Annotated in this window: 17 protein-coding genes and 1 pseudogene; 9 read left to right on the top strand and 9 right to left on the bottom strand. The window is 71.6% G+C overall.

Annotated elements, in window-relative coordinates:
* Positions 1–200 precede the first annotated feature (200 nt).
* Positions 201–2,420: an NADP-dependent isocitrate dehydrogenase gene (locus OG352_RS36675; RefSeq protein WP_329222847.1), complete on the top strand. Its 2,220-nt coding sequence runs from the start codon at positions 201–203 to the stop codon at positions 2,418–2,420.
* Between the two features lie 280 nt (positions 2,421–2,700).
* Here the strand turns inward: OG352_RS36675 and OG352_RS36670 are convergent, their stop codons facing one another.
* On the bottom strand, positions 2,701–3,042 hold the full coding sequence (locus OG352_RS36670; RefSeq protein ID WP_329222846.1) for a DUF5713 family protein: 342 nt from the start codon (positions 3,040–3,042) through the stop codon (positions 2,701–2,703).
* 83 nt (positions 3,043–3,125) lie between these two features.
* On the opposite strand from OG352_RS36670, the gene OG352_RS36665 reads away from it, so the two are divergent.
* From OG352_RS36665 to OG352_RS36650, 4 genes are all read left to right on the top strand, one after another.
* Positions 3,126–3,926 (top strand): N-formylglutamate amidohydrolase, encoded by an 801-nt coding sequence (locus OG352_RS36665; protein WP_329222845.1) that lies wholly within the window; start codon positions 3,126–3,128, stop codon positions 3,924–3,926.
* Between the two features lie 421 nt (positions 3,927–4,347).
* On the top strand, positions 4,348–6,747 hold the full coding sequence (locus tag OG352_RS36660) for a SpoIIE family protein phosphatase (RefSeq protein WP_443072526.1): 2,400 nt from the start codon (positions 4,348–4,350) through the stop codon (positions 6,745–6,747).
* Between the two features lie 222 nt (positions 6,748–6,969).
* Positions 6,970–7,950: a zinc-dependent alcohol dehydrogenase gene (locus OG352_RS36655; RefSeq protein ID WP_329222842.1), complete on the top strand. Its 981-nt coding sequence runs from the start codon at positions 6,970–6,972 to the stop codon at positions 7,948–7,950.
* A 333-nt stretch (positions 7,951–8,283) separates the two neighbouring features.
* Complete coding sequence (locus OG352_RS36650; RefSeq protein ID WP_329222840.1) at positions 8,284–8,652, top strand: antibiotic biosynthesis monooxygenase family protein; 369 nt, start codon at positions 8,284–8,286, stop codon at positions 8,650–8,652.
* 97 nt (positions 8,653–8,749) lie between these two features.
* Here the strand turns inward: OG352_RS36650 and OG352_RS36645 are convergent, their stop codons facing one another.
* Genes OG352_RS36645 through OG352_RS36635 form a run of 3 tightly spaced genes read right to left on the bottom strand, consistent with a single transcriptional unit; the run spans position 8,750 to position 11,371 of the window.
* The gene (locus OG352_RS36645) at positions 8,750–9,292 is read right to left on the bottom strand and encodes a hypothetical protein (protein ID WP_329222838.1); all 543 of its coding nucleotides are present in this window, start codon (positions 9,290–9,292) and stop codon (positions 8,750–8,752) included.
* A gap of 5 nt (positions 9,293–9,297) precedes the next feature.
* Positions 9,298–9,936: an RNA polymerase sigma factor gene (locus tag OG352_RS36640; protein WP_443072436.1), complete on the bottom strand. Its 639-nt coding sequence runs from the start codon at positions 9,934–9,936 to the stop codon at positions 9,298–9,300.
* Between the two features lie 7 nt (positions 9,937–9,943).
* A complete protein-coding gene (locus OG352_RS36635) occupies positions 9,944–11,371 on the bottom strand; it encodes a S8/S53 family peptidase (protein ID WP_329222835.1) in 1,428 nt (475 codons plus the stop codon).
* A gap of 296 nt (positions 11,372–11,667) precedes the next feature.
* Here OG352_RS36635 and OG352_RS36630 point away from each other — a divergent pair, with 296 nt between their 5' ends.
* On the top strand, positions 11,668–14,247 hold the full coding sequence (locus OG352_RS36630) for a CHAT domain-containing protein (RefSeq protein WP_329224101.1): 2,580 nt from the start codon (positions 11,668–11,670) through the stop codon (positions 14,245–14,247).
* 21 nt (positions 14,248–14,268) lie between these two features.
* Here OG352_RS36630 and OG352_RS36625 read toward each other — a convergent pair whose 3' ends face one another.
* Positions 14,269–16,137 (bottom strand): LuxR family transcriptional regulator AbsR2, encoded by a 1,869-nt coding sequence (locus OG352_RS36625; protein WP_329222834.1) that lies wholly within the window; start codon positions 16,135–16,137, stop codon positions 14,269–14,271.
* 78 nt (positions 16,138–16,215) lie between these two features.
* Between OG352_RS36625 and absR1 the strand changes: the two genes are divergently transcribed.
* Complete coding sequence (gene absR1, locus OG352_RS36620) at positions 16,216–17,301, top strand: beta-glucuronidase AbsR1 (RefSeq protein WP_329222833.1); 1,086 nt, start codon at positions 16,216–16,218, stop codon at positions 17,299–17,301.
* 120 nt (positions 17,302–17,421) lie between these two features.
* On the opposite strand, the pseudogene OG352_RS36615 reads toward absR1, so the two are convergent.
* From OG352_RS36615 to OG352_RS36605, 3 genes and pseudogenes are all read right to left on the bottom strand, one after another.
* Positions 17,422–17,805: pseudogene (locus tag OG352_RS36615) on the bottom strand (F420-dependent methylene-tetrahydromethanopterin reductase); the annotation flags it as partial.
* 26 nt (positions 17,806–17,831) lie between these two features.
* Entirely contained in the window at positions 17,832–18,791 is a 960-nt protein-coding gene (locus tag OG352_RS36610; RefSeq protein ID WP_329222831.1) for a glutathione S-transferase C-terminal domain-containing protein, read from the bottom strand.
* A 159-nt stretch (positions 18,792–18,950) separates the two neighbouring features.
* Positions 18,951–19,070 (bottom strand): putative leader peptide, encoded by a 120-nt coding sequence (locus tag OG352_RS36605; protein ID WP_329222829.1) that lies wholly within the window; start codon positions 19,068–19,070, stop codon positions 18,951–18,953.
* 266 nt (positions 19,071–19,336) lie between these two features.
* Between OG352_RS36605 and OG352_RS36600 the strand changes: the two genes are divergently transcribed.
* Positions 19,337–19,675 carry a trypco2 family protein gene (locus OG352_RS36600; RefSeq protein ID WP_329222827.1) on the top strand — a complete coding sequence of 113 codons (339 nt, stop codon included), beginning with the start codon at positions 19,337–19,339 and terminating at the stop codon, positions 19,673–19,675.
* The gene (locus tag OG352_RS36595) at positions 19,672–22,905 is read left to right on the top strand and encodes an NACHT domain-containing protein (RefSeq protein WP_329222825.1); all 3,234 of its coding nucleotides are present in this window, start codon (positions 19,672–19,674) and stop codon (positions 22,903–22,905) included. Before OG352_RS36600 ends, OG352_RS36595 begins: the two co-directional genes overlap by 4 nt.
* A gap of 23 nt (positions 22,906–22,928) precedes the next feature.
* Here OG352_RS36595 and OG352_RS36590 read toward each other — a convergent pair whose 3' ends face one another.
* Positions 22,929–23,429 carry a DoxX family protein gene (locus OG352_RS36590; protein ID WP_329222824.1) on the bottom strand — a complete coding sequence of 167 codons (501 nt, stop codon included), beginning with the start codon at positions 23,427–23,429 and terminating at the stop codon, positions 22,929–22,931.
* Between the last annotated feature and the right edge of the window lie 12 nt (positions 23,430–23,441).

Here is a 23,441-nt window from a genome sequence, read left to right as displayed (position 1 = left end):
AGTGGTCGTTCAGTGGTCAATCACCATCCATGACCACCGGTCGGGCCGCGGCGGTTGCACGAGAGCGGTACTTCTTCACGCACCCGGTTCAGGCGCCCGGTTCACGCGTCGGGCGCTGGGGCGCGGTCCGCTGTCGAGTCGACGCCGGGCACGAGATATCTTGATGTCGAGCAATGTTGCAGACGTGGAGCGGAGCACCGGTGACTGACTCGACCATCATCTATACGCACACTGACGAGGCCCCGGCCCTGGCGACGTATTCCTTCCTGCCGGTGGTCCAGGCGTACGCCGCGCAGGCCGGTGTCTCCGTGGAGACGCGGGACATCTCGCTGGCCGGGCGCATCATCGCCGTGTTCCCGGAGTACCTGACCGAGGACCAGCGCATCCCGGACGCGCTGAGCGAGCTCGGCGAGCTGGCCAAGACGCCCGAGGCCAACATCATCAAGCTGCCGAACGTCTCGGCGTCGATCCCGCAGCTCAAGGCCGCGGTCGCCGAGCTCCAGGCGCAGGGCTACGCGCTGCCGGCCTACCCGGACGACCCGAAGACCGACGAGGAGCGGGAGATCCAGGCCCGCTACGACAAGATCAAGGGCTCCGCGGTCAACCCGGTCCTGCGTGAGGGCAACTCCGACCGCCGCGCCCCCGCGTCGGTCAAGAAGTACGCCGAGACCCACCCGCACCGCATGGGCGCCTGGTCGTCGGAGTCCAAGACCGCTGTGGCGACGATGGGCGAGAACGACTTCCGCTCCACCGAGAAGTCCGCGGTGATCTCCGAGGCCGGCTCGCTGAAGATCGAGCTGGTCGCCGAGGACGGCGCCACCACCGTGCTGCGCGAGTCCGTACCCGTCCTCGCGGACGAGGTCGTCGACGCGTCCGTGCTGCACGTGGCCGAGCTGCGCGAGTTCCTGACCGCGCAGATCGCCCGCGCCAAGGCCGAGGACGTCCTGTTCTCGGTGCACCTCAAGGCCACGATGATGAAGGTCTCCGACCCGATCGTCTTCGGTCACGTGGTCCGCGCGTTCTTCCCGAAGACCTTCGAGCAGTACGGCGCGACGCTGGCCGCGGCCGGTCTGTCCCCCAACGACGGCCTCGGCGGCATCCTCAAGGGCCTCGAGTCCCTCCCCGAGGGCGACGCGGTCAAGGCGTCCTTCGAGGCGGAGATCGCCGAGGGTCCGGCGCTGGCGATGGTCGACTCCGACAAGGGCATCACCAACCTGCACGTGCCGTCCGACGTCATCGTCGACGCCTCGATGCCGGCCATGATCCGCACCTCCGGCCACATGTGGGGCCCGGACGGCCAGGAGGCCGACACCCTCGCCGTCCTGCCCGACTCCTCCTACTCGGGCGTCTACCAGGCCGTGATCGAGGACTGCCGCGCCAACGGCGCCTACGACCCGTCGACCATGGGCTCCGTCCCGAACGTCGGTCTGATGGCGCAGAAGGCCGAGGAGTACGGCTCCCACGACAAGACCTTCGAGATCAAGGCGGCCGGCACGGTCCGTCTGGTCGACCAGGCCGGCAACGTGGTCATCGAGCAGGCGGTCGCCGCCGGCGACATCTTCCGCGCCTGCCAGACCAAGGACGCGCCGATCCGCGACTGGGTCAAGCTCGCCGTCACCCGCGCCCGCGCGACCGGCGACCCGGCCGTGTTCTGGCTGGACGAGACCCGCGCGCACGACGCCCAGTTGATCGCCAAGGTCAACGCGTACCTGCCGGAGCACGACACCGAGGGCCTGGACATCCGCGTCCTCGCCCCCGTCGAGGCGACCAAGCTGTCGGTGGAGCGCATCCGCCGCGGCGAGAACACGATCTCCGTCACCGGCAACGTCCTGCGTGACTACCTGACCGACCTCTTCCCCATCCTGGAGCTGGGCACCAGCGCCAAGATGCTGTCGGTCGTCCCGCTGATGGCGGGCGGCGGCCTGTTCGAGACGGGCGCCGGCGGCTCCGCCCCGAAGCACGTCCAGCAGCTCGTCAAGGAGAACTACCTGCGCTGGGACTCGCTCGGTGAGTTCTTCGCGCTGGTCCCCTCCCTGGAGCAGTACGCGACGTTCACCGGCAACACCCGCGCACAGGTCCTCGCCGACACCCTCGACCGCGCCACGGCGACCTTCCTCAACGAGGACAAGTCCCCGACCCGTCGCGTCGGCGGCATCGACAACCGCGGCAGCCACTTCTTCCTCTCCCTGTACTGGGCGCAGGAGCTGGCGGCGCAGACCGACGACGCGGACCTGGCCAAGGCCTTCGCCCCGCTCGCCGAGTCGCTCTCCGCGAACGAGGAGAAGATCCTGTCCGAACTCCTCTCCGTCCAGGGCAAGCCGGCCGACATCGGCGGCTACTACCAGCCCGACCCGGCCAAGGCGGCGGCGGTCATGCGCCCGTCGACGACCTGGACCGAGACCCTGTCGTCCCTGGTCTGACCCCACCTGAACCACCCCTTCCGCCCCGACCGGCACACCACCCGGCCGGGGCGGAGGCATGTCCGGCCTCAAAACACCGGCCGGGTGTCTGCCTTCCAGGCAAGGGGGCGCCTTTCTCGACGCAGACCGGCTGCTTCCAGCCCGTTGGGGGTACCCCCCTCTGGGGGAGCTTGAGGACGAGGCCCCTCAAGCGCCGAAGCGGGGATCTGGGGGCGCAGCCCCCAGGGACGGGATGGGAACGGGTAGGGGCGGCGGGGGCGAAAACCCCACGGCCTCCTCCTCACCACTCCCGCGTGGCGATCAGCTCCTCCACGTCCGCGTCAGCGAACCCGTACGCCTGGGCGACGAACCAGAAGTCCTCGGCTATCGCCTCACGCGCCACCGTCTCGATATCACTGCCGGCCTCCTCAAAAGCCTCCTGCAGGTCGTTGAACTCCCCGGTGGCAGCCTGGGTCAGCACATACAGCGCGGCAAGGCCGACGGGCCGCTCGGCCTCGATGCGCGCGCACAGGCGCAGCAGAACATCCTTGCCGCGATCCAGCACCGCATCGGGGTAGTAGTCGTCCCGATACAGCACCTTGAGAAACTCGCGCCCGGTCACCTGCTGGTCGCCGACAGCCATGCCGCTCCCCGCCCTTCCCCTATGTGTCGATGTGGCACCTTGATCATGCACCACACCACTGACAACGCCCCCGGAGCAGCCCGATGCCCCCTGCCGCACCGCCCTTCGAGTTCCTGCCCGGCGCCGCCGACTCACCGGTGATCCTGCATGTGCCGCACTCGGCGCGGGAGATACCGGCCGAGGTCCGGGCGGGCATCGTGCTGGACGACGGGGCGCTGGAGCGGGAGCTGGACCACATCACCGACTCGCACACCGCGCGGCTCGCCGAGGAGGCGGCCCGGCTGACGGCCGTCAGGCCCTGGCGGTTCGTGAACCGGCTGTCGCGGCTGGTCGTCGATCCGGAGCGGTTCCCGGACGAGCGGGAGGAGATGCGGGCCGTCGGCATGGGCGCCGTGTACACGCGGACCACGCATCGCTCGGTGCTGCGGCCCGCGGAGACCGACCCCGAGCCGCTGGTCGCGCGGTACTTCCGGCCGTACGCGCAGGCGATGACCGACGCCGTCGCCGAGCGGCTGTCGGCGGTCGGGCGGGCCGTCGTCGTCGATGTGCACTCCTACCCCCGCGAGCCGCTGCCCTACGAGCTGCACGGCGCGGGGGCGCGGCCGCCGGTCTGTCTGGGCACCGACGCCTTCCACACCCCGCCCGAGCTGCTCGCCGCCGCGCGGGAGGCGTTCGGGTCGGCGGTCGGGGAGACCGGGCTCGACAGCCCGTTCTCCGGGACGTACGTACCTCTGGAGTACTACGGGAACGACCCGCGGGTGAGCGCGCTGATGGTGGAGATCCGGCGGGACACGTACATGACGGAGCCGGGCGGTCCGCCCGGTCCGGGGCTCACCCGGCTCGCCTCGGCACTGGCGTCCCTCGTGACCGCCGTCACCGGCTGACCTCCGGCTGGAGCACTCTCGCGCGACAGGCGGCCGAGGCCCGGTGCGGGACCGGCCCCGCTCGGCCTGGGCGGGACGGACTGCGAACCGGTCCCGCCAGGGCTGATGCGGGAGAGCTCGCCCGCCCGTCGCCCCGACCCGGATCCGGCTGTCGCACGGCGAGGGCTGGGCCTGGTCCGGCCAACCGGCGACGAGGTCGTCCGCGGCGGTGCTCTCCCCTGACGACGTCATAGGGCAACGGCGGGTTGAGCAGCTCTGTAGTAGCGTGAAAGTGCGTGTCGTGAAATAGGGTATTTCTATTACTTTCCTCTGGAACTCCTACGATCACGGCGAGCGGGTGCCGCGGGCGCGCTCGCGGCAGGGAGGGAGATGAACGCAGGTGGACAAGAACATCGCCATGCCGTTCCCCCCACCTGCCAAGATGCGCTCGGTGCCCGACGGGGCCGCCTCGATCATGGTGGGCGCCGGCGGCGTGGTGATCGCGTGCAGCCCGGCCGCCGGGCTGGTGGTCGGATACGACCCGATGGAGTTGGTCGGCCGAACGGCGACGGACCTGCTCGCCGCCCCTCTTCCGGCGACTGCCCGGCTCCACTGCGCCGGGCGAACGGACTGGAGCGGCCGGATCGCCGTGCGGCACCGGGACGGCCACCGCGTAGAGCTGGAGCTCGCGGCAGGCTCCCTGCTGGGCGCCGCTGGAGACGCGCTCTGGGTACTCGTGGCCACCCCGGCCGAATCGCCCGGCGAGCCGCGTACGGACGCCCGCGACGTGCCGGACATCGCGATGCTCAAGCAATGGGCCCTGGATCAGCTTCCGCTTCCGATAGCCCTCTTCGACCGCCAGGGGCGGGCGTCGGCCGTCAACGCGGCCATGGCGCACAGCCTGGGCGAACCGCAGCGGGACCTGGTCGGCAGGACGGTCGCCGAGACGTTGCCGGGGTACCTGGTCGCCGCGCTCGACGACATCGGCGAGGTCGAGGAGCAGGTCACGCGCGCCGGTGTGCCCGTGACTCGCGAAGTGCGTCTGCGAGCCCCGGGCGAAGCCCTCGAGCGCGCCTGGCTCACCTCTCTCTGCCCGGTCAAGGACGAGGTGGGGCGCACGTGGGGCATGTCCATGGCGATCATGGACATGACGGAGCAGTACCGAGCCCGTCAACGGCTGAGCATTCTGAACGAGGCCGGACTGCGGATCGGCACCACCCTGGATCTGACCCGTACGGCCGATGAGCTCGCGGAAGTCGGTATGGACCATTTCGCCGACTTCGTGATCGTGGACCTGCTCGACAGCGTCCTGCGCGGCGAGGAGACGGAGACCCGCCTGCCCGGCGCCCCTCTGGTCTTCAGTCGAGCCGCCCAGCGGTCGGTGCTGCCAGGCTGCCCCGAGTCGGTGGTTCCGATCGGAGGGATACACACCTACCACGCCGACTCACCGCCGGGCCGCGCCCTGTCGGCCGGTCGGGCGATAAGCCATCGTGTCGACAACGCCGCCATACGTGACTGGGCCGAGGGGCGTCCCGAACGAGCCCACAGCATCCGGAAGCACGGCATCCACTCGTTGATGCTGGTGCCGCTGCGGGCTCGCGGGGTCACTCTCGGGCTGGCGGTCTTCTGTCGCCACCGCACGCCCGACTACTTCGACGACAGCGACCTGCTGCTGGCCGAGGAGCTCGCGGCCCGCGCGGCGGTATGCGTCGACAACGCCCGCCGCTACGCCCGCGAGCGGGCGACCGCGCTTGTCCTGCAAGGCACCCTCCTCCCCCACCGGATGCCCGGGCAGGCCGCCGTGGAGGTGGCTTCCCGGTACCTGCCCGCCGACGCGGGCACCGGCGTCGGCGGTGACTGGTTCGACGTCATCCCGCTGTCCGGGCAGCGGGTGGCACTGGTGGTGGGAGACGTGGTCGGCCACGGCATCGAGGCCGCCGCCACCATGGGCCGGCTGTGCACGGCCGTACGCACCCTGGCCGACGTCGACCTGGCCCCTGACGAGCTGCTCACCCGGCTCGACGACCTCGTGCTGCGGCTGGATCGCGCGGAGGCTGAAGGGAGCCACGGCGAGGTGGGCGCCACCTGCCTGTACGCGGTGTACGACCCCTCCTCCTGCCGATGCACCATGGCCAGGGCCGGTCACCCGCTGCCGGCCCTGGCCACCCCGGACGGCAAGGTCGAGTTCCTCGACCTGCCGGCCGGACCACCCCTGGGTCTGGGCGGCCTGCCCTTCGAGGTCGCCGAGTTCGAGCTGCCGGAGGGAAGCGTCCTGGCCCTCTACACCGACGGTCTCATCGAAGCCGCTGGCCGCGACATGGACGAGGGATGCGACCTGCTCCACGACGTCCTCGCCGGCCCGGGCCGCGATCTGGAGAAAACGTGCGACCGCGCGCTGCGCACCCTGATGCCCGATGGCCGTACCGACGACGCCGCGCTCCTCCTGGCGCGGACCCATGCCCTGGACGCCGAGCACGTGGCCTCCTGGTATCTCCCCGCCGAATCCTCGGTCGTCGTCCAGGCTCGCGCCCTGGCCAGCGACCAGCTGGCGGCGTGGCACCTGGGCGGCGACGCCTTCACGACCGAGCTCGTCGTCAGCGAACTCGTCACGAACGCCATCCGCTACGGAAGTCCCCCGATCCGGCTCCGGCTGATTCGTGACACCACCCTCATCTGCGAAGTCTCCGACGCCAGCATCGCCGCTCCCCACCTGCGCCGCGCCCGGGTGTTCGACGAAGGCGGCCGTGGCCTTCTCATCGTCGCGCAGCTCTCGGAACGCTGGGGCAGTCGCCATACGCGCACAGGGAAGACCATCTGGGCGCAACTGCCCCTTCCCAGCTGACGGGCCGCGCAAGCCAGGAAAGGAGTCGGGCATGTTCGAAAAAATCCGACGGTACGGATTCCCTCACGCGCCGGGCGAATTTCCTCCAGCCGCGACAGGCCCCCTGTTCCTGCGGCGCCTCACCGTGCTCAGGAGCGCATCCGATCCCGGCAGGGGCAGCGCCCCCGTGAAGCGCGGGGGTGTCTGATGCCTGAGCCGAGTGTGCGGCCCGGCGGCACGGTCATGGAACTGGTCGAACCACACGTGTTCGCGCCCACCAGGCGTCCGGTGCCCGAGCCGGCGGCCGGTGAGGTGGTCGTGGCGATGCGCGCGCTGGGTCTGTGCGGCACGGACCTGCACATGTACGGGGGCAGGGCGGCCGACTATCCCCACGTGGTCGGCCATGACGGGGCCGCTGTCGTGGCGGCCAGGGGAGACGGAGTGACCGGCGTGGCTGTCGGCCAGCGCGTGACCGTCGACCCCGTCGCCCACTGCGGAAAGTGCGCCGACTGCACGCGAGGCGCGGTGCAACTGTGCCCCGACGGGGGCTACCTGGGCATGCTGGGACCAGGTCTGCTGGCAGAGTACGTGTGCGTTCCGGCCCGGCTCCTCGTGCCGTTGCCCGATTCGGTGTCCGATCTCGCGGCCACCGTTCTGGAACCGGTCGCGGTCGCGCTTCACCTGCTTGAGCGGGTGTCGCCGCTGTTGCCGACGGAGCCGGTTCCCTGCGCGGTCGTCGGCGGTGGGCCGCTGGGCATCCTGCTCGGTGTGGTGCTACGCCACCACGGCTATGTGCCCCACCTTTTCGAGCCGCAGGTGACACGGCGCGACCTCGCCGCCACGGTCGGCCTGGACGTGCATCCGGCCGAGCCGGTCAACCTTGGCGACGGCCCGCGGCTGGTCGTCGAGACCTCGGCCGCGCCGGCCGGCGTCGCGCTGGCGGACGAACTGGCGACACCCGGTTCCGTGGTGGCGGTGGTCGGCCGGGCACCCCACTCCATCGCGCCGCCCAGCGTTCTGCTGAAGGAACTGTCCCTGGTCGGTGTGAAAGGAGGACCAGGACAGTACCCGGAAGCGGTGCGACTGGTGGCAGACGGCGTGGTCGATCCGGAAACGGTCATCACGCATCGCTTCGGATGGCACGAGGCGGACGCGGCCTTTCGCATCAGTGCGAACCGCCCCGATCTGGTGGTTCGCACGGCACTTCTCGGCGCGTGGCAATGACGGCTCGCGAAACGGGGGCCTGACCGGTTGTACCGGTACGCGAGCGACGTCTTGGGCGGACCTCGAAAAGCGCTGCCACTCGGTTCGCGGGTATCCTGGGAATCCGTAGCCGTGGCTCGTCGATCCAAACCCGAGCCTCACTCGATGTGACCGCTGGGGTACGAACCGGGTCTTCGAAGGTCCTGCAAACCACCCCAGGTGATCATCCGCAGCCGGATTCCGTGGTCGGCATTGATCCATTTCTCGTCACGGTGACATCACCTGGCGAGCGTTGCCGAATCTTCAGGCAAACCCGAAGAACGCTCCGGTGTAGAACGCCGCAAGGGAGTTCTGATGTACGTGGCAATGTTCTGGGCAAAGGTTCGGCCCGAATGGCAGAACGAGAAATACGCGTCGATCGGCATGCGAATGTTCGAGCGTGCCTCGTCGATGCCCGGGTTCGTGGCCCTGCACAAGTTCGACGTACCCGATGGGCGTGAACTGGCGATTGCCTACTTCGAGACGGCCGAGGCGATGGACGCCTGGTACCACGACCCCGAGCACCGCGCGGTACAGGTTGTCGGGAGGGAGCAGATTCTGGAGGACTACACGATCGAGATTCTGGAGATGACTCGTTCGTACACGAAGAGTTCCTCTAGGTTCACGACCACCGACGAGGAACGACATGCCGCCGAGCTGCTGATGATCGGTTCATCAGAATGAATGCGTCGTGACGCGGGTTGCATATGAACGTCGGATGAAGACCACGATCCGGGTACCGCAGAGCCTGCCCGTCACCTGGCAGGGACCTGGCAAGGTCTCAGGTGCGCAGCCACTCCGTGACGACCACCTCCCCGCCGGTCCGCAGGCGCAGGGCGAACGGGCCGGTGGGGGGTGCGTCGCAGGCGAAGCGGCCCATGTCGTCGGCGGTGAGGGCGGCGGTCGCGCGGGGGCCGTGCAGGACCTCGATCGAGGCCGACTGGGGCGGCAGCAACTGGCCCATGAGCCCTTCCCCGGTCACCTCGACGTCGACCGTCAGCCCGCCGGTGTGGAAGGTCAGCATCCGCGGCACGTCCCCCGCGCCGCGCACCGGGATGGCGTCGACCAGCGAGTCGAACGTCAGCTCGGCGATCCGCGCGTCCAGGTCGTGCAGCGCGTAGGCCTCGATGGCGGACCGCCGCAGTTCGGCCGGCACCGGGTCCAGGATGGCGGCGGCCTGGCGGAGTTCCTCCTCCAGCCGGTCGTGGTCCAACTCCTCGTCGACGAAGGGGACTTCGCCGAAGATGTCGTCGCGCTCGCCGTCGTTCAAGTGGTTCGTGTTACCCATGCCGTTCGTGTTACCCATGCCGTTCGCGTTGTCCATGTCGGTCACCGTGCTCCCCGTGCGTCGAGTCGGGCGCGCAGCCGGCGCAGGCATCGCTGGCGCATCGGTCCGATGCTGCCGACGGCGATGCCCAGTGCCGCCGACACCTCCTGGTAGCTGGGCGGCGGCGAGGCGATCAGCACCCGCAGCAGTTGCCGGCAGCGCTCGCCGAGCGCCTCGAACTCCTGCCACAGGAACCGGACGCGCTCGCTCTGCGCGGCCGCCTCCTCCGAGTCCAGCACCGACTGCTCCGGGGTGCGGTCCTCGCTGGCCCGGTCGAGCAGTTGGGGATCGTCGGTCGGCGTCAGTCGCCGCAAGGCCTTGATCACCTTCAGGCACTCGTTGCGCGCGGTGCTCGCGAGCCAGGAACCCGCCTTGTGCGGCTCGCGGATCCGGCCGAGGTGCTGGGCGAAGCGGAACCATACGGTCTGGTACACCTCGTGCCCGTCGGCGTCGGAGAGCCGGTGTGCGCGCACCACGGACCAGACCAACGGGCTCAACCCGTCCACCAGCGCTTTCCAGGCCGCCGCGTCCCCGTCGACGGCGGACTGGACGAGCGCGCCGACATCAGTACGGTCCACGGTCCCACCCCTCGTGTACGGCCTGTCATCGTACGCCGTGGCGGGGTTCGCCTCAGACCTCATGACGCCCTCACGCCGGACCGACCTGCACCGGGCGCCAGGTGGGCGGAAGGAGGGCCGGGACGTGCGCCCCGCGCACCTCCGCGAACTCGGTGTTCTCGGCGAGCAGTCGGCGGGCGGCGGCACGTGGATCGGTCTCCTGGTGTGTGGTCATGTAGGCGGCAACGAGCGCTGCCACCAGGGGAGTTGCGAAGGACGTCCCGCTCCAGGCGGCCAGCCCCTCGAACATCACCTGGTCCGGCTTGCCCGGCGTGACCTGCTGCGCCTCGCTCAACACACCGGTGTGGCGCGGGGATCGGCAGGTGCAGGCGTAGGTGAAGCCGTAGCGGCAGGCGTCGTAGGTGGAGTGCTGGTAGACGTACGGGACGGGGGTGTCGAAGCCGGTGAGGGCGCTGGTGAGGCGCTCGCCGGGGGCGTACACCCGCACCCAGGGGCCGTGGTTGCTGAAGCATGCGCCGAACGCTCCGTCACCGCGCAGCGCGCCCACCGACAGCACCGCGTCGGCGTAGTCGGGCAGGGTGGCGTAGGCGGCCGGCCAGAAGGGCGCGGCGCTGGCGTTGTTGCCGGCGGCGGCGACCAACAGGGTGTCGTGCGCGCGGAGTTGATCCATGAACGCGGCCGCGCCGAGCAGGCCGTCGACGCGGCCGTTGGAGGTGCCTGCGGAGAGGCTGATGATGTCGGGCCAGCCGCTCTCGACGGCGTCGAAGAGCCTCTCGCCGAACTCGGACTCCAGGATCGCGCCGCAGTCGTGGAGGGTGTTGCGCACGGTGACGTCGGTGTCGGGGGCGACGGCCGCGACGAGCCCGGCGATGAACGTGCCGTGGCCGACGTACTGCTGGAGGATCCCGTCGTCGTCGGTCTCCCTGACCTGGGCGTCGCCCCCGGTGTGGGCCAGCAGCGGGTAGGAGCGGTAGTCGTGGGTCAGTCCGGTGTCGATGACGAGCACACCGACGGCGCCGGTGCCGTCGACGGTACGGGCCGCCTGCGCCGCGGAGGGGTTGGGCGGCTCGGTGCGCGGGGCGGGCACCGGCTCGTCGCCGGGGCAGGCGTTGACCGCGATCGACACCACGTGGTTGCGGCTGACCAGGCGGCGGCCCGCGCGCCCCTCCGCCTCCCGGAGCGCGCGCAGGGCCCCCGCGACGGTGTGGTCGGCGCCGCGGCCGCCCTCCCCCGGGTCGCCGACGTGGATGCGGGTGATCCCGGAGCGGTTGGTCTGCGGGCCCGCCCGGCGCACGTGGTCCGGGACCAGGCCCTCGGTCGCGGTGAAGTGCGAGCGGACGGCGTCCTCGACGACCTGGGCCTCCTCGCCGTCGCGGGCGAGGACGACTCCCTTCTCGTAGATGAACTCGGCGGAGTCGTCCGGCCCCATCGCCAACGGGACGTCGGGCAGGGCGCGTTGGATCTGGTCGAACTGCTCGTGGAATCGCTGTGGTGCCATGGCGTGTCCTCCCCCTACGGCCGGTGGTCGTCAGCAAGAGCCGCGAGTCGGCCGTCTGATACAGGTGGTGCGACGGCAGGTGGGGGTGGTGCGGTTGCGGTCACGCGCCCCCTCGGTGCGCCGAGTCCGCCACCCGGTCCCCTGCCGAGTCCGCTGTCGAGTCCCTACCGAGTCCGTTGACGCGACGTCCAATTGTTACTGGTGGATACGTCGCCGAACCGGTGTGGCGGGCAGGCCGGAGCACTACCATCCGTGGAGTGACAGCGGGAAACGACTCGGTTCTCGAACTGCTGCCGATGGTGTTCGCCGCCCCCAACGAAGCGTTGTCGCGGGCGGAAGAAGTGCTCGGCACCGAGCCGACGCCGTTGCACGCCTCGGTCGCCCACCAGGTGATCGGCATCTGGCAGCGCGACTGGGGCGACATGCGGCTCGCCCTGGACCATCTGCGGCGCGCCCGGGATCTCGCGGCGCGCGCGGAGTCGGCCGAGCGGGAGGCGGACGTCCTCGGCACGCTCGGCGTGGCCCTGGTGCACGCGGGCCGCACCCGGCAGGGCCTGGCGGCGTTCGAGCGGGGCGTCGAACGCGGCACGGGCCACACCCGCGCGCGCGTGCTGTTCCGGCGGGCCTACTCCTTCTGGGTGCTCGGCCATCACCGCGAGGCGCTGGAGGACGTACGCCGGGCGATTCCCGTGCTGCGCGCGGCGGACGACGTCATCTGGACGGCGCGCGCCCTCACCCTGCGCGCCACCGTGCACCTGGCCCTCGGCGCGGTGGACCGGGCCGAGGCCGACTTCACGGCGGCGGAGGCGCTGTGGGACACCACCGGTCAGGAGCACGACAAGGCGGACGCGGTGGAGAGCCGCGGGCTGGCCGCGTTCCGCTCCGGGGACATTCCTGCCGCGCTGCGGCTCCTCGACGAGGCGCGGGAGCGGTACGCCAAGCTCGGCACTCCGACGTTCATGCTCAACATCCGGCGCTGCGAGGTCCTGATGGCGGCCGGGCTCGCACCGGAGGCGCTGGCCGAGGCGGACGCGGCGACCGTGGTGCTGGACGGCATCGGCGGACAGTCCACGCGCAAGGCGGAACTGCTGCTGGCGGCCGCGCGGGCGGCGCGGCTGGCGGGTGATCCGGGGACGGCGATCGCGCGCGCGGCGGTGGCCGAGCGGCTCTTCGCGGGGCAGCGGCGCACCTGGTGGGAGGCGCACGCGCGGCTGGTGCTGATCGAGGCGCGGGTCGCCACCGGGCGCGCCTCGGGCCGGCTGGTCGCGGACGCCGCCCGGCTCGCCGAGCGGCTCGCCGCGTTCCAGGCGCCGGCCGCGCCGGAGGCCTGGCTGCTGGCGGGCCGGATCGCGCTGGACCTGAACTGGAAGACGGACGCCGAACGGTATCTGCGGATCGCCGCCCGCAGCCGGCGCAGCGGCCCGCCGCTGGCCCGGATGACGGGCTGGGCGGCGCAGGCGCTGTGGGCGCGGGCGGCCGGTTCAGGCCGGGGCGTGCTGGAGGCCTGCCGGCGCGGACTCGACGTCCTCGACGACCACCGTACGACGCTGGGCGCCTCGGAGTTGCGGGCGCGGGCGACCGCGCAGGGCGCCGAACTCGCCGCGCTGGCCCAGGAGGTGAGTCTGGAGCGGGGCGGGCCACGGCAGTTGCTGGTGTGGAGCGAGCGGTGGCGGGCCACGGCGCTGTCGACGCCGCCCACCCGGCCGCCGGCCGATCCGGCGCTGCTCAGCGGGCTGACCGCGTTCCGGGTGATCGCCGCCCGCGCGCAGGCCGCCCGGATGGACGGCAAGCCGATGCCGACGCTGGAGCGTGAACAGCGGCGTCTGGAGCGGGAGATCCGCTCCCGGACCCTGCACATCCGCGGGGTCACGCCCTGGGGCGGCGACCGGTTCGGCGGCGACCGCTTCGACGCGGGCCGGCTGCTGGAGCGGCTCGGCGAAGGGCGGTTGGTCGAACTCGCCGTACTGGACGGGCGGGTTCAGGTGCTGCTGTGCGGGGGCGGGCGGGTGCGCCGGTTCGCGGGCGGGCTGCTGGCCGAGGCGGAGCGGGAGGCCGAGCATGTCCAGGCCGGGCTGCGGCGGCTGGCCCACCCCGGGGCGGAGGGCCGGCTGCCGGTGGTGGAGGCGGCCGGACGGCGGCTGGAGGAGCTGCTGTTGGGCGAGGCGGCGAAGCAACTGCGGCCGGGGCCGCTCGTGGTGGTGCCGCCGGCCCGGCTGCACCGGGTGCCGTGGGCGCTGCTGCCGTCGCTGCGGGAGCGGGTGGTGAGCGTGTCGCCGTCGGCGAGCGGCTGGCTGCGGGCGCGGGAGACCGAGCCGCCCCCGGGCGGCCGGCAGGTCCTGGTACGGGGACCGGGGCTCGCGACCGGCGGGGCGGAGGTGCCGGAGGTCGCCGGGCGGTACGGCACACCGATCGTCCTGGAGCAGGCCGACGCCCATGTGCCGCGCGTGCTCAAGGAGTTGGACGGGGCGGCGCTGGCGCACATCGCCGCGCACGGGACGTTCCGCGGCGACAGCCCGATGTTCTCGTCGTTGCAGATGGCGGACGGTCCGCTGATCGTCCACGACTTCGAGCGGCTCGCCCGCAGTCCGTACCGGATCATCCTCTCCAGTTGCGACACCGCCCGGCTCGCCTCGGTCGGCGCGGACGAACTCCTGGGCCTGGTCACGGCGTTGCTGCCGCTGGGCACGGCGGGCGTGGTGGCGAGCAGCGCGCCCGTCAACGACGCGGCGGTCGTCCCGCTGATGCTGGCCCTGCACAAGGGCATCAGCGCCGGGCTGTCCCTGGCGGAGGCGCTGCGGGACGCGCGGGCCGCGCTGCCGGGTGACGCGGTGCACCAGGCGACGGGGTGGGCGTTCACGGCGTTCGGCGCGGCCTGAGACGCCCCGGGCCGGTTGGGTTCAGGCCGGCTGCTCCACCAGCCACGGCAGGGCCCCGCGGTCGCCGGCGCCGAGGCGGGTGTAGGCGCCGTAGAGGTGGTTGCCGACGGTACGGACGGACAGGGTGAGGCGTTCGGCGATCTGCCGGTTGCTGAGTCCGGCCGCGGCGAGGGTGACGATCTGCCGCTGACGGGCGGTGAGTTCGCCGAGGACCAGGCCGGACAGGGCCGGGGTGCGGGCGCCCTGGCAGCGCCGGGCCAGGGCGACGGCACGGGTGCGGGCGGTGCGGGCCGCGCTGGGGTCGCGATGGGCCGATGCGGCCTGCGCGTGCGCCTCGGCCGCGAAGAGGAGGAAGCCGCGCTCCTCCAACTCGGCGGCCACCAGGTCCAGGGCGGGTCCGTCGCCCCGCGCGAGCGCCCGGGCGTGACGGGCGAAGACACCGTCGGCCGGGAGCAGCCGCACGGCACGCTCGGGAGCGCCGAGGCGTACGGCGTCGTAGGCGGCGCCGCCTGTATCGGTGGTGTCGCAGGTATCGGTGGTGCCGAGTGTCTTCAGGGCCGTGTCGAGGTCTCCGCGGGCGGCGGGTGGCCAGGCGGCTGTGCCGGGGTGGTCTGCGAGGGGTTCGAGCAGGGCGCCGGTCTCCCCCGACTGGGCGGCGGCCAGGGCCAGTTCGGTACGGCAGGCGTGGTCGTGCGGGGCCTCGGCCAGGCCTTCCCGCGCCCAGGCCGCCGCCTCGCGCAGCTCTCCCCGCAGCCGTGAGAACCGTGCGCGGACGGCGGCGTACCACGGCGGTACCGGTTCCCCCTCCGCGACGAGCCACTCCCCCACGGGCGTGGGCGTCGTGCGGACGTCGGCCCGCTCGATGCGGCGGGTCAGCTCGGCCGCCTCGGTGTCGAGGGCGGGTGCGGTGGGCCGCCGTCGGCCGGTGAGCCGCCTCGCGCGCAGCCGGCCGGCCGCGGCGCGCAGCACCGGGCCGTGCAGGGGGTGGGCCAGGCGGACGGTCGTGTCGTGGTCGTCGTCGGTGACGTCGAGAAGGCCGTCCGCCTCCAGGTGTTCGAGGATCCGCAGGTCCAGGGCGTCCGCCGGCAACGGCAGGGGTTCGGCGAAGGCGAGGCGGTCGAGGGTCTCGCGTTCGTCGGGGCAGGCGCGGGCGAGGACGGCGGCGGCGCGTTCCCGCAGGGCCGGGGTCACCGGAACCCGGCCGCGCCAGGTCCACGCGTCGGTGTCCGCGCCCCGGGTGAGCAGGTCCCGCTCGCGCAGCGCGTCCAGCAGGTCGCGCAGGAGGCGCAGGTCGCCCCGGCACAGCCGGAGCATCCGGTTGACGGTGAGGGGCTCCACGGGGCCGCCGGCGCCGGCCGTGAGGAGGTGGCGGGACTCCTCGTGGGGCAGGGGTTCCAGGGCGAGGCGGGGCAGCAGTTCGCCGGTCCACAGGCGGGAGACGGCGCCGGGCGCGGGGGCTCCGTCCGTGACGAGGACGAGCAGCCGGGTGCGGCCCTGGACGGCCAGTTGGTGGAGCAGGGCGGCGGAGGCGTCGTCCAGCAGGTGCGCGTCGTCGACCAGCAACAGCCGTACGGAGGAGAGGAGTTGGACGGCGCGGTGCAGGGTGACGTTCTCGGGGAGCAGGTGGGCGAAAGCGGCGAAGGGCATGCCGCGGGTCTCGGGGGTGCCGGCCGCCCGTGCGCAGTCCGTTCCGCGGACCGCCTCCAGGGCGAGGCGGGTGCGGCCGCAGCCCGCCGGTCCCGTGAGGACGATGCCCGGCCGGCCGCCCGCCAAGGAGCGGCGGACCAGCTCCAGTTCCTCGTCCCGGCCGGTGAACGGCCATGGCGGTCGCAGGGGTTGCAAGGTCCCGGCTTGGGGTGCGTAGGTCGTCACGTCTATGGGAGTCGGCATACTCACGCCTGATACACGGCGACTTGAGTAGCCCCCGACTCAGGCCCCCGGACGGCTGCGCGCGGCACCCTGGAGCCCATGACCGCCCGTTACTGCTCGCTCGCCCAGCAGTCGGCCCCCGTGTTCGCCCCGGGGCTGGCCGCCGAGCGGCTGGGCGCGCTGATGAGCGGGCGGCGGATGTGGGTCAACGGCACCGTGCTGCACTACTGCTTCTTCGACGGCGAGGGCGCCGGATCGGTCATCGCGCTGCCGGGTTCCGGGGGGACCCGGCGGGTGTCGTGGGTCGGCGGCGAGGACCAGCGGGACGTCGTGCGCGACTCTTTCCGCGAGTGGCGGGAGCTGGGCATCGGGGTGTCCTTCGCCGAGGTCGCCGACCGCTGCGAGGCGGAGCTGCGCATCGGCTTCCAGTCGGGTGACGGCTCCTGGTCGGCGGTGGGCCGGGACGCGCTGTCGGCCGGTCTCAACGAGCGCACCATGAACTTCGGCTGGGACCTGACCGCGCCCGGGGAGCGCGCGACGGCCCTGCACGGGATCGGGCACGCGCTCGGCATGCAGCACGAGCACCAGAGCCCGTTCGCCGGCCTGCACTGGGACGACGAGGCCGTGTACGCCGATCTGGCGGGCCCGCCCAACCACTGGAGCCGGGACCGGACCTACTTCAACATCCTGCGCAAGCTGGACCCGGCCGAGGTGAACGGGTCGGTGTGGGATCCGCAGTCCGTGATGGAGTACCCCTTCTCGGCGGGGCTGGTCCTCGAGCCGGAGCAGTTCCGCGGCGGTGTGCATCCGCCCGGCTCGCTGTCGCCGCTGGACAAGGAGTTCGTGCTCGGCTGGTACCCGCCGCTCGACGCGCCGCGACCGCCCGCGCTGCTGCCGTTCCGTTCGGTGCCGCTGTCGCTGGGGCCGGGTGAGCAGGCCGACTTCACCATCGAGCCGCGTGAGACCCGCGCGTACACGTTCGCCGCCTTCGGGGAGAGCGACTCGGTGGTCGTGGTCTTCGAGGAGCGGGACGGCGAGCCCCGCTTTTTCGCGGGGTACGACGACGGGGGCACTGCGCACAACGCCACGATCCGTGCCCGGCTCGTCCGGGGCCGCCGCTACTTCGTCCGCGTCCGCCTGTACTCCGGCTGGGGTTCGGGCGAGACGGCCGTCATGTGCTGGTGAGCCGTACGGCCGGGTAGAGACCGCAGTCCGGCGCCGGGGGAAGCGCCGGGGACACGTCACCTCGGGGGAGGGAGACGTGTCCCCGGCCACACCGCACCCCTGGCCGTACTCGTCACTGTTTCAGGATGCCGCCCGCTGGGTCCTGGGGGCGTCGGGGTGGGTGAGGCCGAGGTGCTCGCGGAGCGTGGTGCCCTCGTACTCGGTGCGGAAGACGCCCTGTTCCTGGAGGAGGGGGACGACCTTGTCGGCGAACTCGTCGAGGCCGCTCGGGGTGATGTGCGGGACGAGGTTGAAGCCGTCGGCGGCGTCGGACTGCACGTAGTCGTTGATCGTCCGGGCGACGGTCGCCGGGGTGCCGACGAAGTTCTGGCGGTTGCCGGCCTCGATGGCCAGGTCGCGGATCGATCCTCTCCTTCTGGGCGCGCTGTCGCGCCTCGCCTCATGCCTCTCGTCACCAGTCACAACGGCCCGGCCCGCTCGGATGTTCCCGGTCGCGGGGACCGGCCCCCTCCTGCCCTGGTGACGGTCGGTCAGGAGTTGTCCGACCGCAGGCCGGGCGCGTTGACCTGCGGTCGGGCCTCGGTGCCGTCCGCCGCGTGGGTCGCCCAGTCCAGGATCTGGACAGCCGCGCCGGCGGCCTCCAGGCCCTGGCAACGGGCGTGGTGGCGGCGGGCGATGGCGTCCAGGTCGACGTGGACGCCGAAGGCGGGGTGGGCGGCCAGCCGCCGGGCGTAGGCCCACAGGGCGGGGTGGTCGGCGATGCGGTGCACGGCGGTCGCGTCGAGGTGATTGCGGTGCACGGTGTCGAGTTGGACCAGTGTGACCCACAACTCGACGTCGGCGGCGGTGATCTGATCGCTGATCAGATACTGATGGACGCCGAGCCCGCGCTCCAGCACACCGAGCGTGGTGAGCAGCGTGTCGAGCGCGGCGGCACGTTCCACCTCGCCCACTTCGGCCGCCCCGGCGCGCTGTGCGGCCTCCTCGATGCCCTGCGCGCACATCCGCTCGACGGCCTCGATCTGCGACTCGGCGCCGCACGGGTACAGCGTGGCCCGGCCGCCGCCGAAACTCCCCCAGCCTTCGGCCGGGGGGACCCCCATCTCGCTGTGCTCGGCCAGGTCACGGGCGATGTCGGGGCCGTGGCTGCTGACGATGCGCCCCGACCAGTCGTCGCTGAGCACGGGCGCGAGGGCCGGTCCGGTGTAGCGGTGCGCGCTGGCGTCGTAGAGCGGGCGCAGCGCGGAGTGGCCGCCGTCGGGACAGTCCGGGACGGCCGGCAGGAAGGTGACCGGGCAGGCACCGTCCAGGCCGAGGAGGCTGTGGGTGACGGCGATGCGCAGACAGTCGGGGTCGGCCGCGGCCAGGTGGAGGCGGTAACGGCGGGGCACGGCGTAGTGGCCGCTGCGCGTGTCCCGGCCGATCCGGCCCCGGAAGGCGGGGGCGGGCCGGGCAGACGGGTGGGCGGCGGCCAGTGGTGTGACGGACATGTCTCTCCCCGGGGGCGGGCGCGCTGAGGACGTGCGCGCGGCGGTTGCGACGTCGGGCGGGGCGGGGCAGGGCGGGGGCGTGGCACTCGTCCGCGCGCGCCGGACTGTGCGGTGCCGGACCATGCGGTGCCGGGGGGCGGCGCGGGAACGGGCCTGAGCTCAGCCCAGGGGGATCGCGCTGCAGACGCGCTGCAGGTCGATGTGACGGCGGGAGGTGAGAAGGGGCGACGACCACGCCGTACGGCTCACTCGGCTGGTGACCGGCTCTTGGCGCCCCATTGCTTCCCTACCTGTTCACTAGGATTCCCGGATCGAGTGTCGATCCGCCCGCAGCGCCCGTCAAGGGGGCGTCCACCAGGTGGGTACCGGGCGGGTACCGGGCAGGCACTCGGTGAGTAGCGGGTGGGCACCGGGTGCCGGGGTGTGCCAGGTGCAGGGCGTGCCGGGAAATGTCGGATCCTCCTGCTCAGAGGGGGTGCCGTGCAGCATGATGTCGGGCAGCGCTGAACTTCATGCCGCTTGAGCATCAAGGGAGTTGACCCACCATGGCTAACCCGCCCGACGACGACGCGGCCCTCTCGATCGACCTGGTCTCGGCCGTCCAGGCCCTGCGCACCCAGATCACCGAGGCCGCCGCCACGGACCCCGGCTCCGATATCCGCTTCCAGGTCGGTCCGATCCAACTGGAGTTCACCGTGGCGCTGACCAAGGACCGCACCGTCCAGGGCGGGGTGAAGGCATGGGTCGTCACCGCGGGCGCCGAGGGCAGGTGGTCGAACGCACAGACCCACCGGGTGACGCTCAACCTCACCCCGATCCTCGCCTCGACGGGTGAGAGCCCCGAGATCCGCAACACCGACGCCGGTCACCGTCTCGTTCCGTGAACGCTCCTCGGCATCCGAGCCGGGCCCACCTGGTCGCCGTCACCACATCCGGTGACCAGGTGCGCGGCAGCGGCTACCTCCTCAACCCGCGCCTGGTCCTGACGGCCGGGCATGTCGTCTCAGACGTGCCGCCGGGCGAGTTGCGCGTGTGCCGCCTGTCGACGCTCGGGAGCAGTCCGGCCGAGGTGGTGGGCGTCAAGAGCGATGTCGCGTTCCTGCACCTTGCCGAGGATCTCGCCGAACCCGGCGACCTGTCTCCCGTGCCGATGGCCGATCTGGCGCCCGACACCCGGTTCGGCGACTGCTCGGCCCTCGGCCTGCCGGGGGTCATGACGAGGCCTGCCCGTGGTGCCGCTCCGCTGGAGGCGGCCTTCCGGATCGCGCCGAACACCGCCGACCGCCACGGCTACCTCTCCCTTGAGGTGGAGAGTCATCCACCGGAGGGCGCCAAGCCGTGGAGCGGCATGTCGGGAGCGCCGGTCTTCCACGCGGGCCGCTGGCTGGTGGGCGTCATCGTCCGTGACTCGGCCGGCTGGAACCACTCCCGGCTGGAGGCCGCTCCGATCGGCGCCTTCTTCGAGGCCTCGCCGCTGGCCGACGCCGTGTTCCGGGTGCCGGACCCGCTCACCGAGGCGGACGCCAGGGATGCCGCGTTCCTGGACGCGTACCGCAAGGACGTGATCCGCCGCTACGGGCACATCGAGCTGTTCGGCCTGGGCAGGCACGGGCACCTCGACGACGACATCGGCATCGAGCACGCCTACGTCAGCCTCGACGCCGGTCTGACCACCCTGGGGCTGTCGTCCATCGACCAGTCGAGGCCGGTGGAGCAGCTGATTCCGAAGAACCCCCGTCTTCTGCTGCGCGGCGATCCGGGGGCGGGCAAGTCCACCCTGCTCGAATGGCTGACCGTCTCCATGGCACGCAACTCCTGCAAGGGCCCTCTGGAGCCGTTCAACCACCGGGTGCCCTTCCTCATCCGCCTGCGCGACATGTACGCGCCCCGGTGGAAGCAGGAGGAGGGGCGGGACGGCGTTCCGCCCGCACCCGAGGAGTTCCTCCGGTTCAACCGGATGGCCACCGCCGCCCCGCTCCCGGACGGGTGGATCCGCCGCGTCCTGGAGCAGAACCGGGCGCTCCTCCTCGTGGACGGACTGGACGAGGTGCTGGAGTCCCATCGCGACGGAGTTCTGGCCTGGGTCAGCAGACTGCTGAGGGACTTCCATGACCTGCCCGTGATCGTCACCGGGCGGCCCGAGGCACTCCTGCGCTGGAGCCCGCCGCCGAAACTCGGCTTCGTCGAGCTCAAACTCCTTGAGCTCAACAAGGAGCAGCGCGCTGAGCTCATCCACAAGTGGCATGCCGCGGCCATCCTCGGCGTCGCGGCCCCCCACCTCGACGACGAGGAGCGTGAGCGCCGCATCACCCGGCTGACCGAGCTCGAGACCAAACTGATCAGCCGCATCGACGAGTCCCACGATCTCTCGACGCTCGCCGCCACCCCGTTGTTGTGCGCCGTCCTGTGCAAGCTCCACGAGGTGCACGGCGCCCGACTGCCGCGTTTCCGGCAGGAGTTGTACGCCAAGACCGTCGACATGATGCTCGGCCTGCGCGACGCGGATCGCAAGGTCCCGGACCCGCTGCCCGAAGTGGACGTGGACCAGCGCCGCGCGATCCTGTCCTGGGTGGCCGGATACCTGACGACCGAGGGCGAACGGGAGATCACCCTGGACCGCTTCGACGACAAGGTCCGGGAGCGGCTGCGCAGCCTCGGCCACGAAGCCGGTACCCACACTCCCGAGGAGATCCGCAAGGCCCTGCACGAGCGGAGCGGGCTGCTCGTCGCGCCGAGCGAGGACACCCTGCGCTTCAGCCACCGCACCTTCCAGGACTACCTCGCGGCCACCGACATGGTCGCCCAGCGCGCCTTCGGCCAACTGGCCGGCCACGCCGGGGACGAGAGCTGGGACGACATCCTGCGCTTCGCCATGAGCCAGTGCAGTCTGGCCGACACCCATGAATTCGTCTCACAGTTCCGCAAGAAGCTGCGGTTGGTGACCAACCGGAAGCAGAAGAAACGCATGCGGATGGCTGCCGCCGCGTGCATTCCGTATGCGGTGCAGATGTCCGAGGAGGACCGGCGGGTGCTGGTCTCGGGGGTTGCCAAGTCCTTTCGGGGCGACGTCCTCTCCGTACAGGCGTCCTTGGACGAGTTCGCGGCCGTGGGGCCCGATCTGCTGGCGGAGCTGCAACGAGGCTTCACCTGGAAAGAACCCCTCGCGTCCTACGACCTCATCCTGCTGGCCAGGCGGATCGGCGGCCCCGAAGCCCTGCGTTTCCTCGCGACCATCCCGGCTGATCGGCGCACAGCTTTGTCCCGCAATCTCGCCAATGCCTGGACGGACTTTCCCGGCCAGGAGTTCGCCGACGAGATGCTCGCCGGTCTGGACGTCAGCGTCCTGCCGATCTCCCAGGGCGAACAGCTCACCCAAGGGCGGGGCATCGGTCACGTCAGCAGACTCAGAGTGACCAACCGCCTTCCGTCGGCGGAAATCGCCGTCTTCGCGAACGAGCACACCGTCGATTCTCTGCATCTCGACAGGGGCATGCTCTGGGGCAAGGTGTCGCTCGCTCCACTGCACAGCGTGCGGAGTCTGTCCAGCCTGAACCTCGGAAGCCCTTCCTCCCCCGTCAGAGCGCTGTTCAACGGACGCCTCAACTCCTCCGATTTCTACTGGTCCGAGTACATCGGCAAGGTGCGCGTCACCCTGCCCGCACTTCCCCATCTGCAAGAACTGTCCCTCGTCGGCCTGCCCGCCGACTGGGCCGAGCACACGGCCGACTGGACAAGCCTGAGCCACCTGGCCCTCTACGGTCAGGTCGAGGCGGGGATGCGTACGCTCGCCGCCCTCCCCGCCCTCACCCACCTGCTCCTGGCATCACATTCCGACTACGTGCTGCCGCCGACTCCCGTACATCCCGGAGTGACCCACTTGTTCCTCCTCCTCGACGACGCTCCGCAGCGCGTCGTCCTCTCGGAGTTGTTGTCGGCGTTTCCCGCCCTGCTCGAACTCACGCTCTGGTCAGTGCCGGGCGGCAAGACACTGGTGAACCTGGAGGGATGGGAAATCGCTCCCCACCTGCGCATCAGCATCAACGGGTTCGCGCACAACGACTCCAGGATCACCGGCGCCGACACCTCCCCCGCCCAGCAGTCCGGGCTGCAGTGAACCTGAGTCGGCACCCCTGCTCCTCAACCAGCCTTCTGCGGCCGCCAGAACACCGCCAACAACCCAGCCGTAGCCATGCCCCCCACCCCGAGCACCACTCCCGCACCCGCCCATCCGGTCACGCTGATGTCCGCGGCCTCGTCGATCGCGTACTTCCCCGGCCCCCACGCTCCCAGCGCCACCGCGAGGACGCCCAGGACGAGGACGTACTCGTAGCCCTCCTTGAAGACGAAGAACCCGTTGCGCCGGTGGGCGAGCAGTCCGGCCACCAGCATCACGGACAGCACCGCCGCGCAGGCCAGGGACGTGAGGAAGCCGGCCAACAGCAGGGTCCCGGCGCCCAGTTCGGTGAGGACGCTCAGCCAGGCCTGGAGGCGTGGGCGGGTGAGGCCGAGGCCGCCGAACCAGCCCGCCGTGCCGGTGATGCCTCCGCCGCCGCGCCAGTGGTTCCAGCCGTGGACCACCATGACCACGCCGAGTACGACCCGTACGAGCAGCAGAGCGGTGTCCGAAGCCTCGCTCATCCCACGTCCCTT

It is taken from the genome of Streptomyces sp. NBC_01485 (assembly GCF_036227125.1).
Lineage (GTDB): Bacteria > Actinomycetota > Actinomycetes > Streptomycetales > Streptomycetaceae > Streptomyces.
The sequence above is the reverse complement of the archived record's forward strand: the minus strand, read 5'-3'. Positions and strand labels throughout refer to the sequence as shown.

Excerpts from the sequence above, each read along its gene's own strand:
- OG352_RS36670 (WP_329222846.1), bottom strand. The coding sequence starts at position 3,042 with ATGGCTGTCGGCGACCAGCAGGTGACCGGGCGCGAGTTTCTCAAGGTG.
- OG352_RS36665 (WP_329222845.1), top strand. The coding sequence starts at position 3,126 with ATGCCCCCTGCCGCACCGCCCTTCGAGTTCCTGCCCGGCGCCGCCGAC.
- OG352_RS36660 (WP_443072526.1), top strand. The coding sequence starts at position 4,348 with ATGCGCTCGGTGCCCGACGGGGCCGCCTCGATCATGGTGGGCGCCGGC.
- OG352_RS36655 (WP_329222842.1), top strand. The coding sequence starts at position 6,970 with ATGGAACTGGTCGAACCACACGTGTTCGCGCCCACCAGGCGTCCGGTG.
- OG352_RS36650 (WP_329222840.1), top strand. The coding sequence starts at position 8,284 with ATGTACGTGGCAATGTTCTGGGCAAAGGTTCGGCCCGAATGGCAGAAC.
- OG352_RS36645 (WP_329222838.1), bottom strand. The coding sequence starts at position 9,292 with ATGGACAACGCGAACGGCATGGGTAACACGAACGGCATGGGTAACACG.
- OG352_RS36640 (WP_443072436.1), bottom strand. The coding sequence starts at position 9,936 with ATGAGGTCTGAGGCGAACCCCGCCACGGCGTACGATGACAGGCCGTAC.
- OG352_RS36635 (WP_329222835.1), bottom strand. The coding sequence starts at position 11,371 with ATGGCACCACAGCGATTCCACGAGCAGTTCGACCAGATCCAACGCGCC.
- OG352_RS36630 (WP_329224101.1), top strand. The coding sequence starts at position 11,668 with ATGGTGTTCGCCGCCCCCAACGAAGCGTTGTCGCGGGCGGAAGAAGTG.
- OG352_RS36625 (WP_329222834.1), bottom strand. The coding sequence starts at position 16,137 with ATGCCGACTCCCATAGACGTGACGACCTACGCACCCCAAGCCGGGACC.
- absR1 (WP_329222833.1), top strand. The coding sequence starts at position 16,216 with ATGACCGCCCGTTACTGCTCGCTCGCCCAGCAGTCGGCCCCCGTGTTC.
- OG352_RS36610 (WP_329222831.1), bottom strand. The coding sequence starts at position 18,791 with ATGTCCGTCACACCACTGGCCGCCGCCCACCCGTCTGCCCGGCCCGCC.
- OG352_RS36605 (WP_329222829.1), bottom strand. The coding sequence starts at position 19,070 with ATGGGGCGCCAAGAGCCGGTCACCAGCCGAGTGAGCCGTACGGCGTGG.
- OG352_RS36600 (WP_329222827.1), top strand. The coding sequence starts at position 19,337 with ATGGCTAACCCGCCCGACGACGACGCGGCCCTCTCGATCGACCTGGTC.
- OG352_RS36590 (WP_329222824.1), bottom strand. The coding sequence starts at position 23,429 with ATGAGCGAGGCTTCGGACACCGCTCTGCTGCTCGTACGGGTCGTACTC.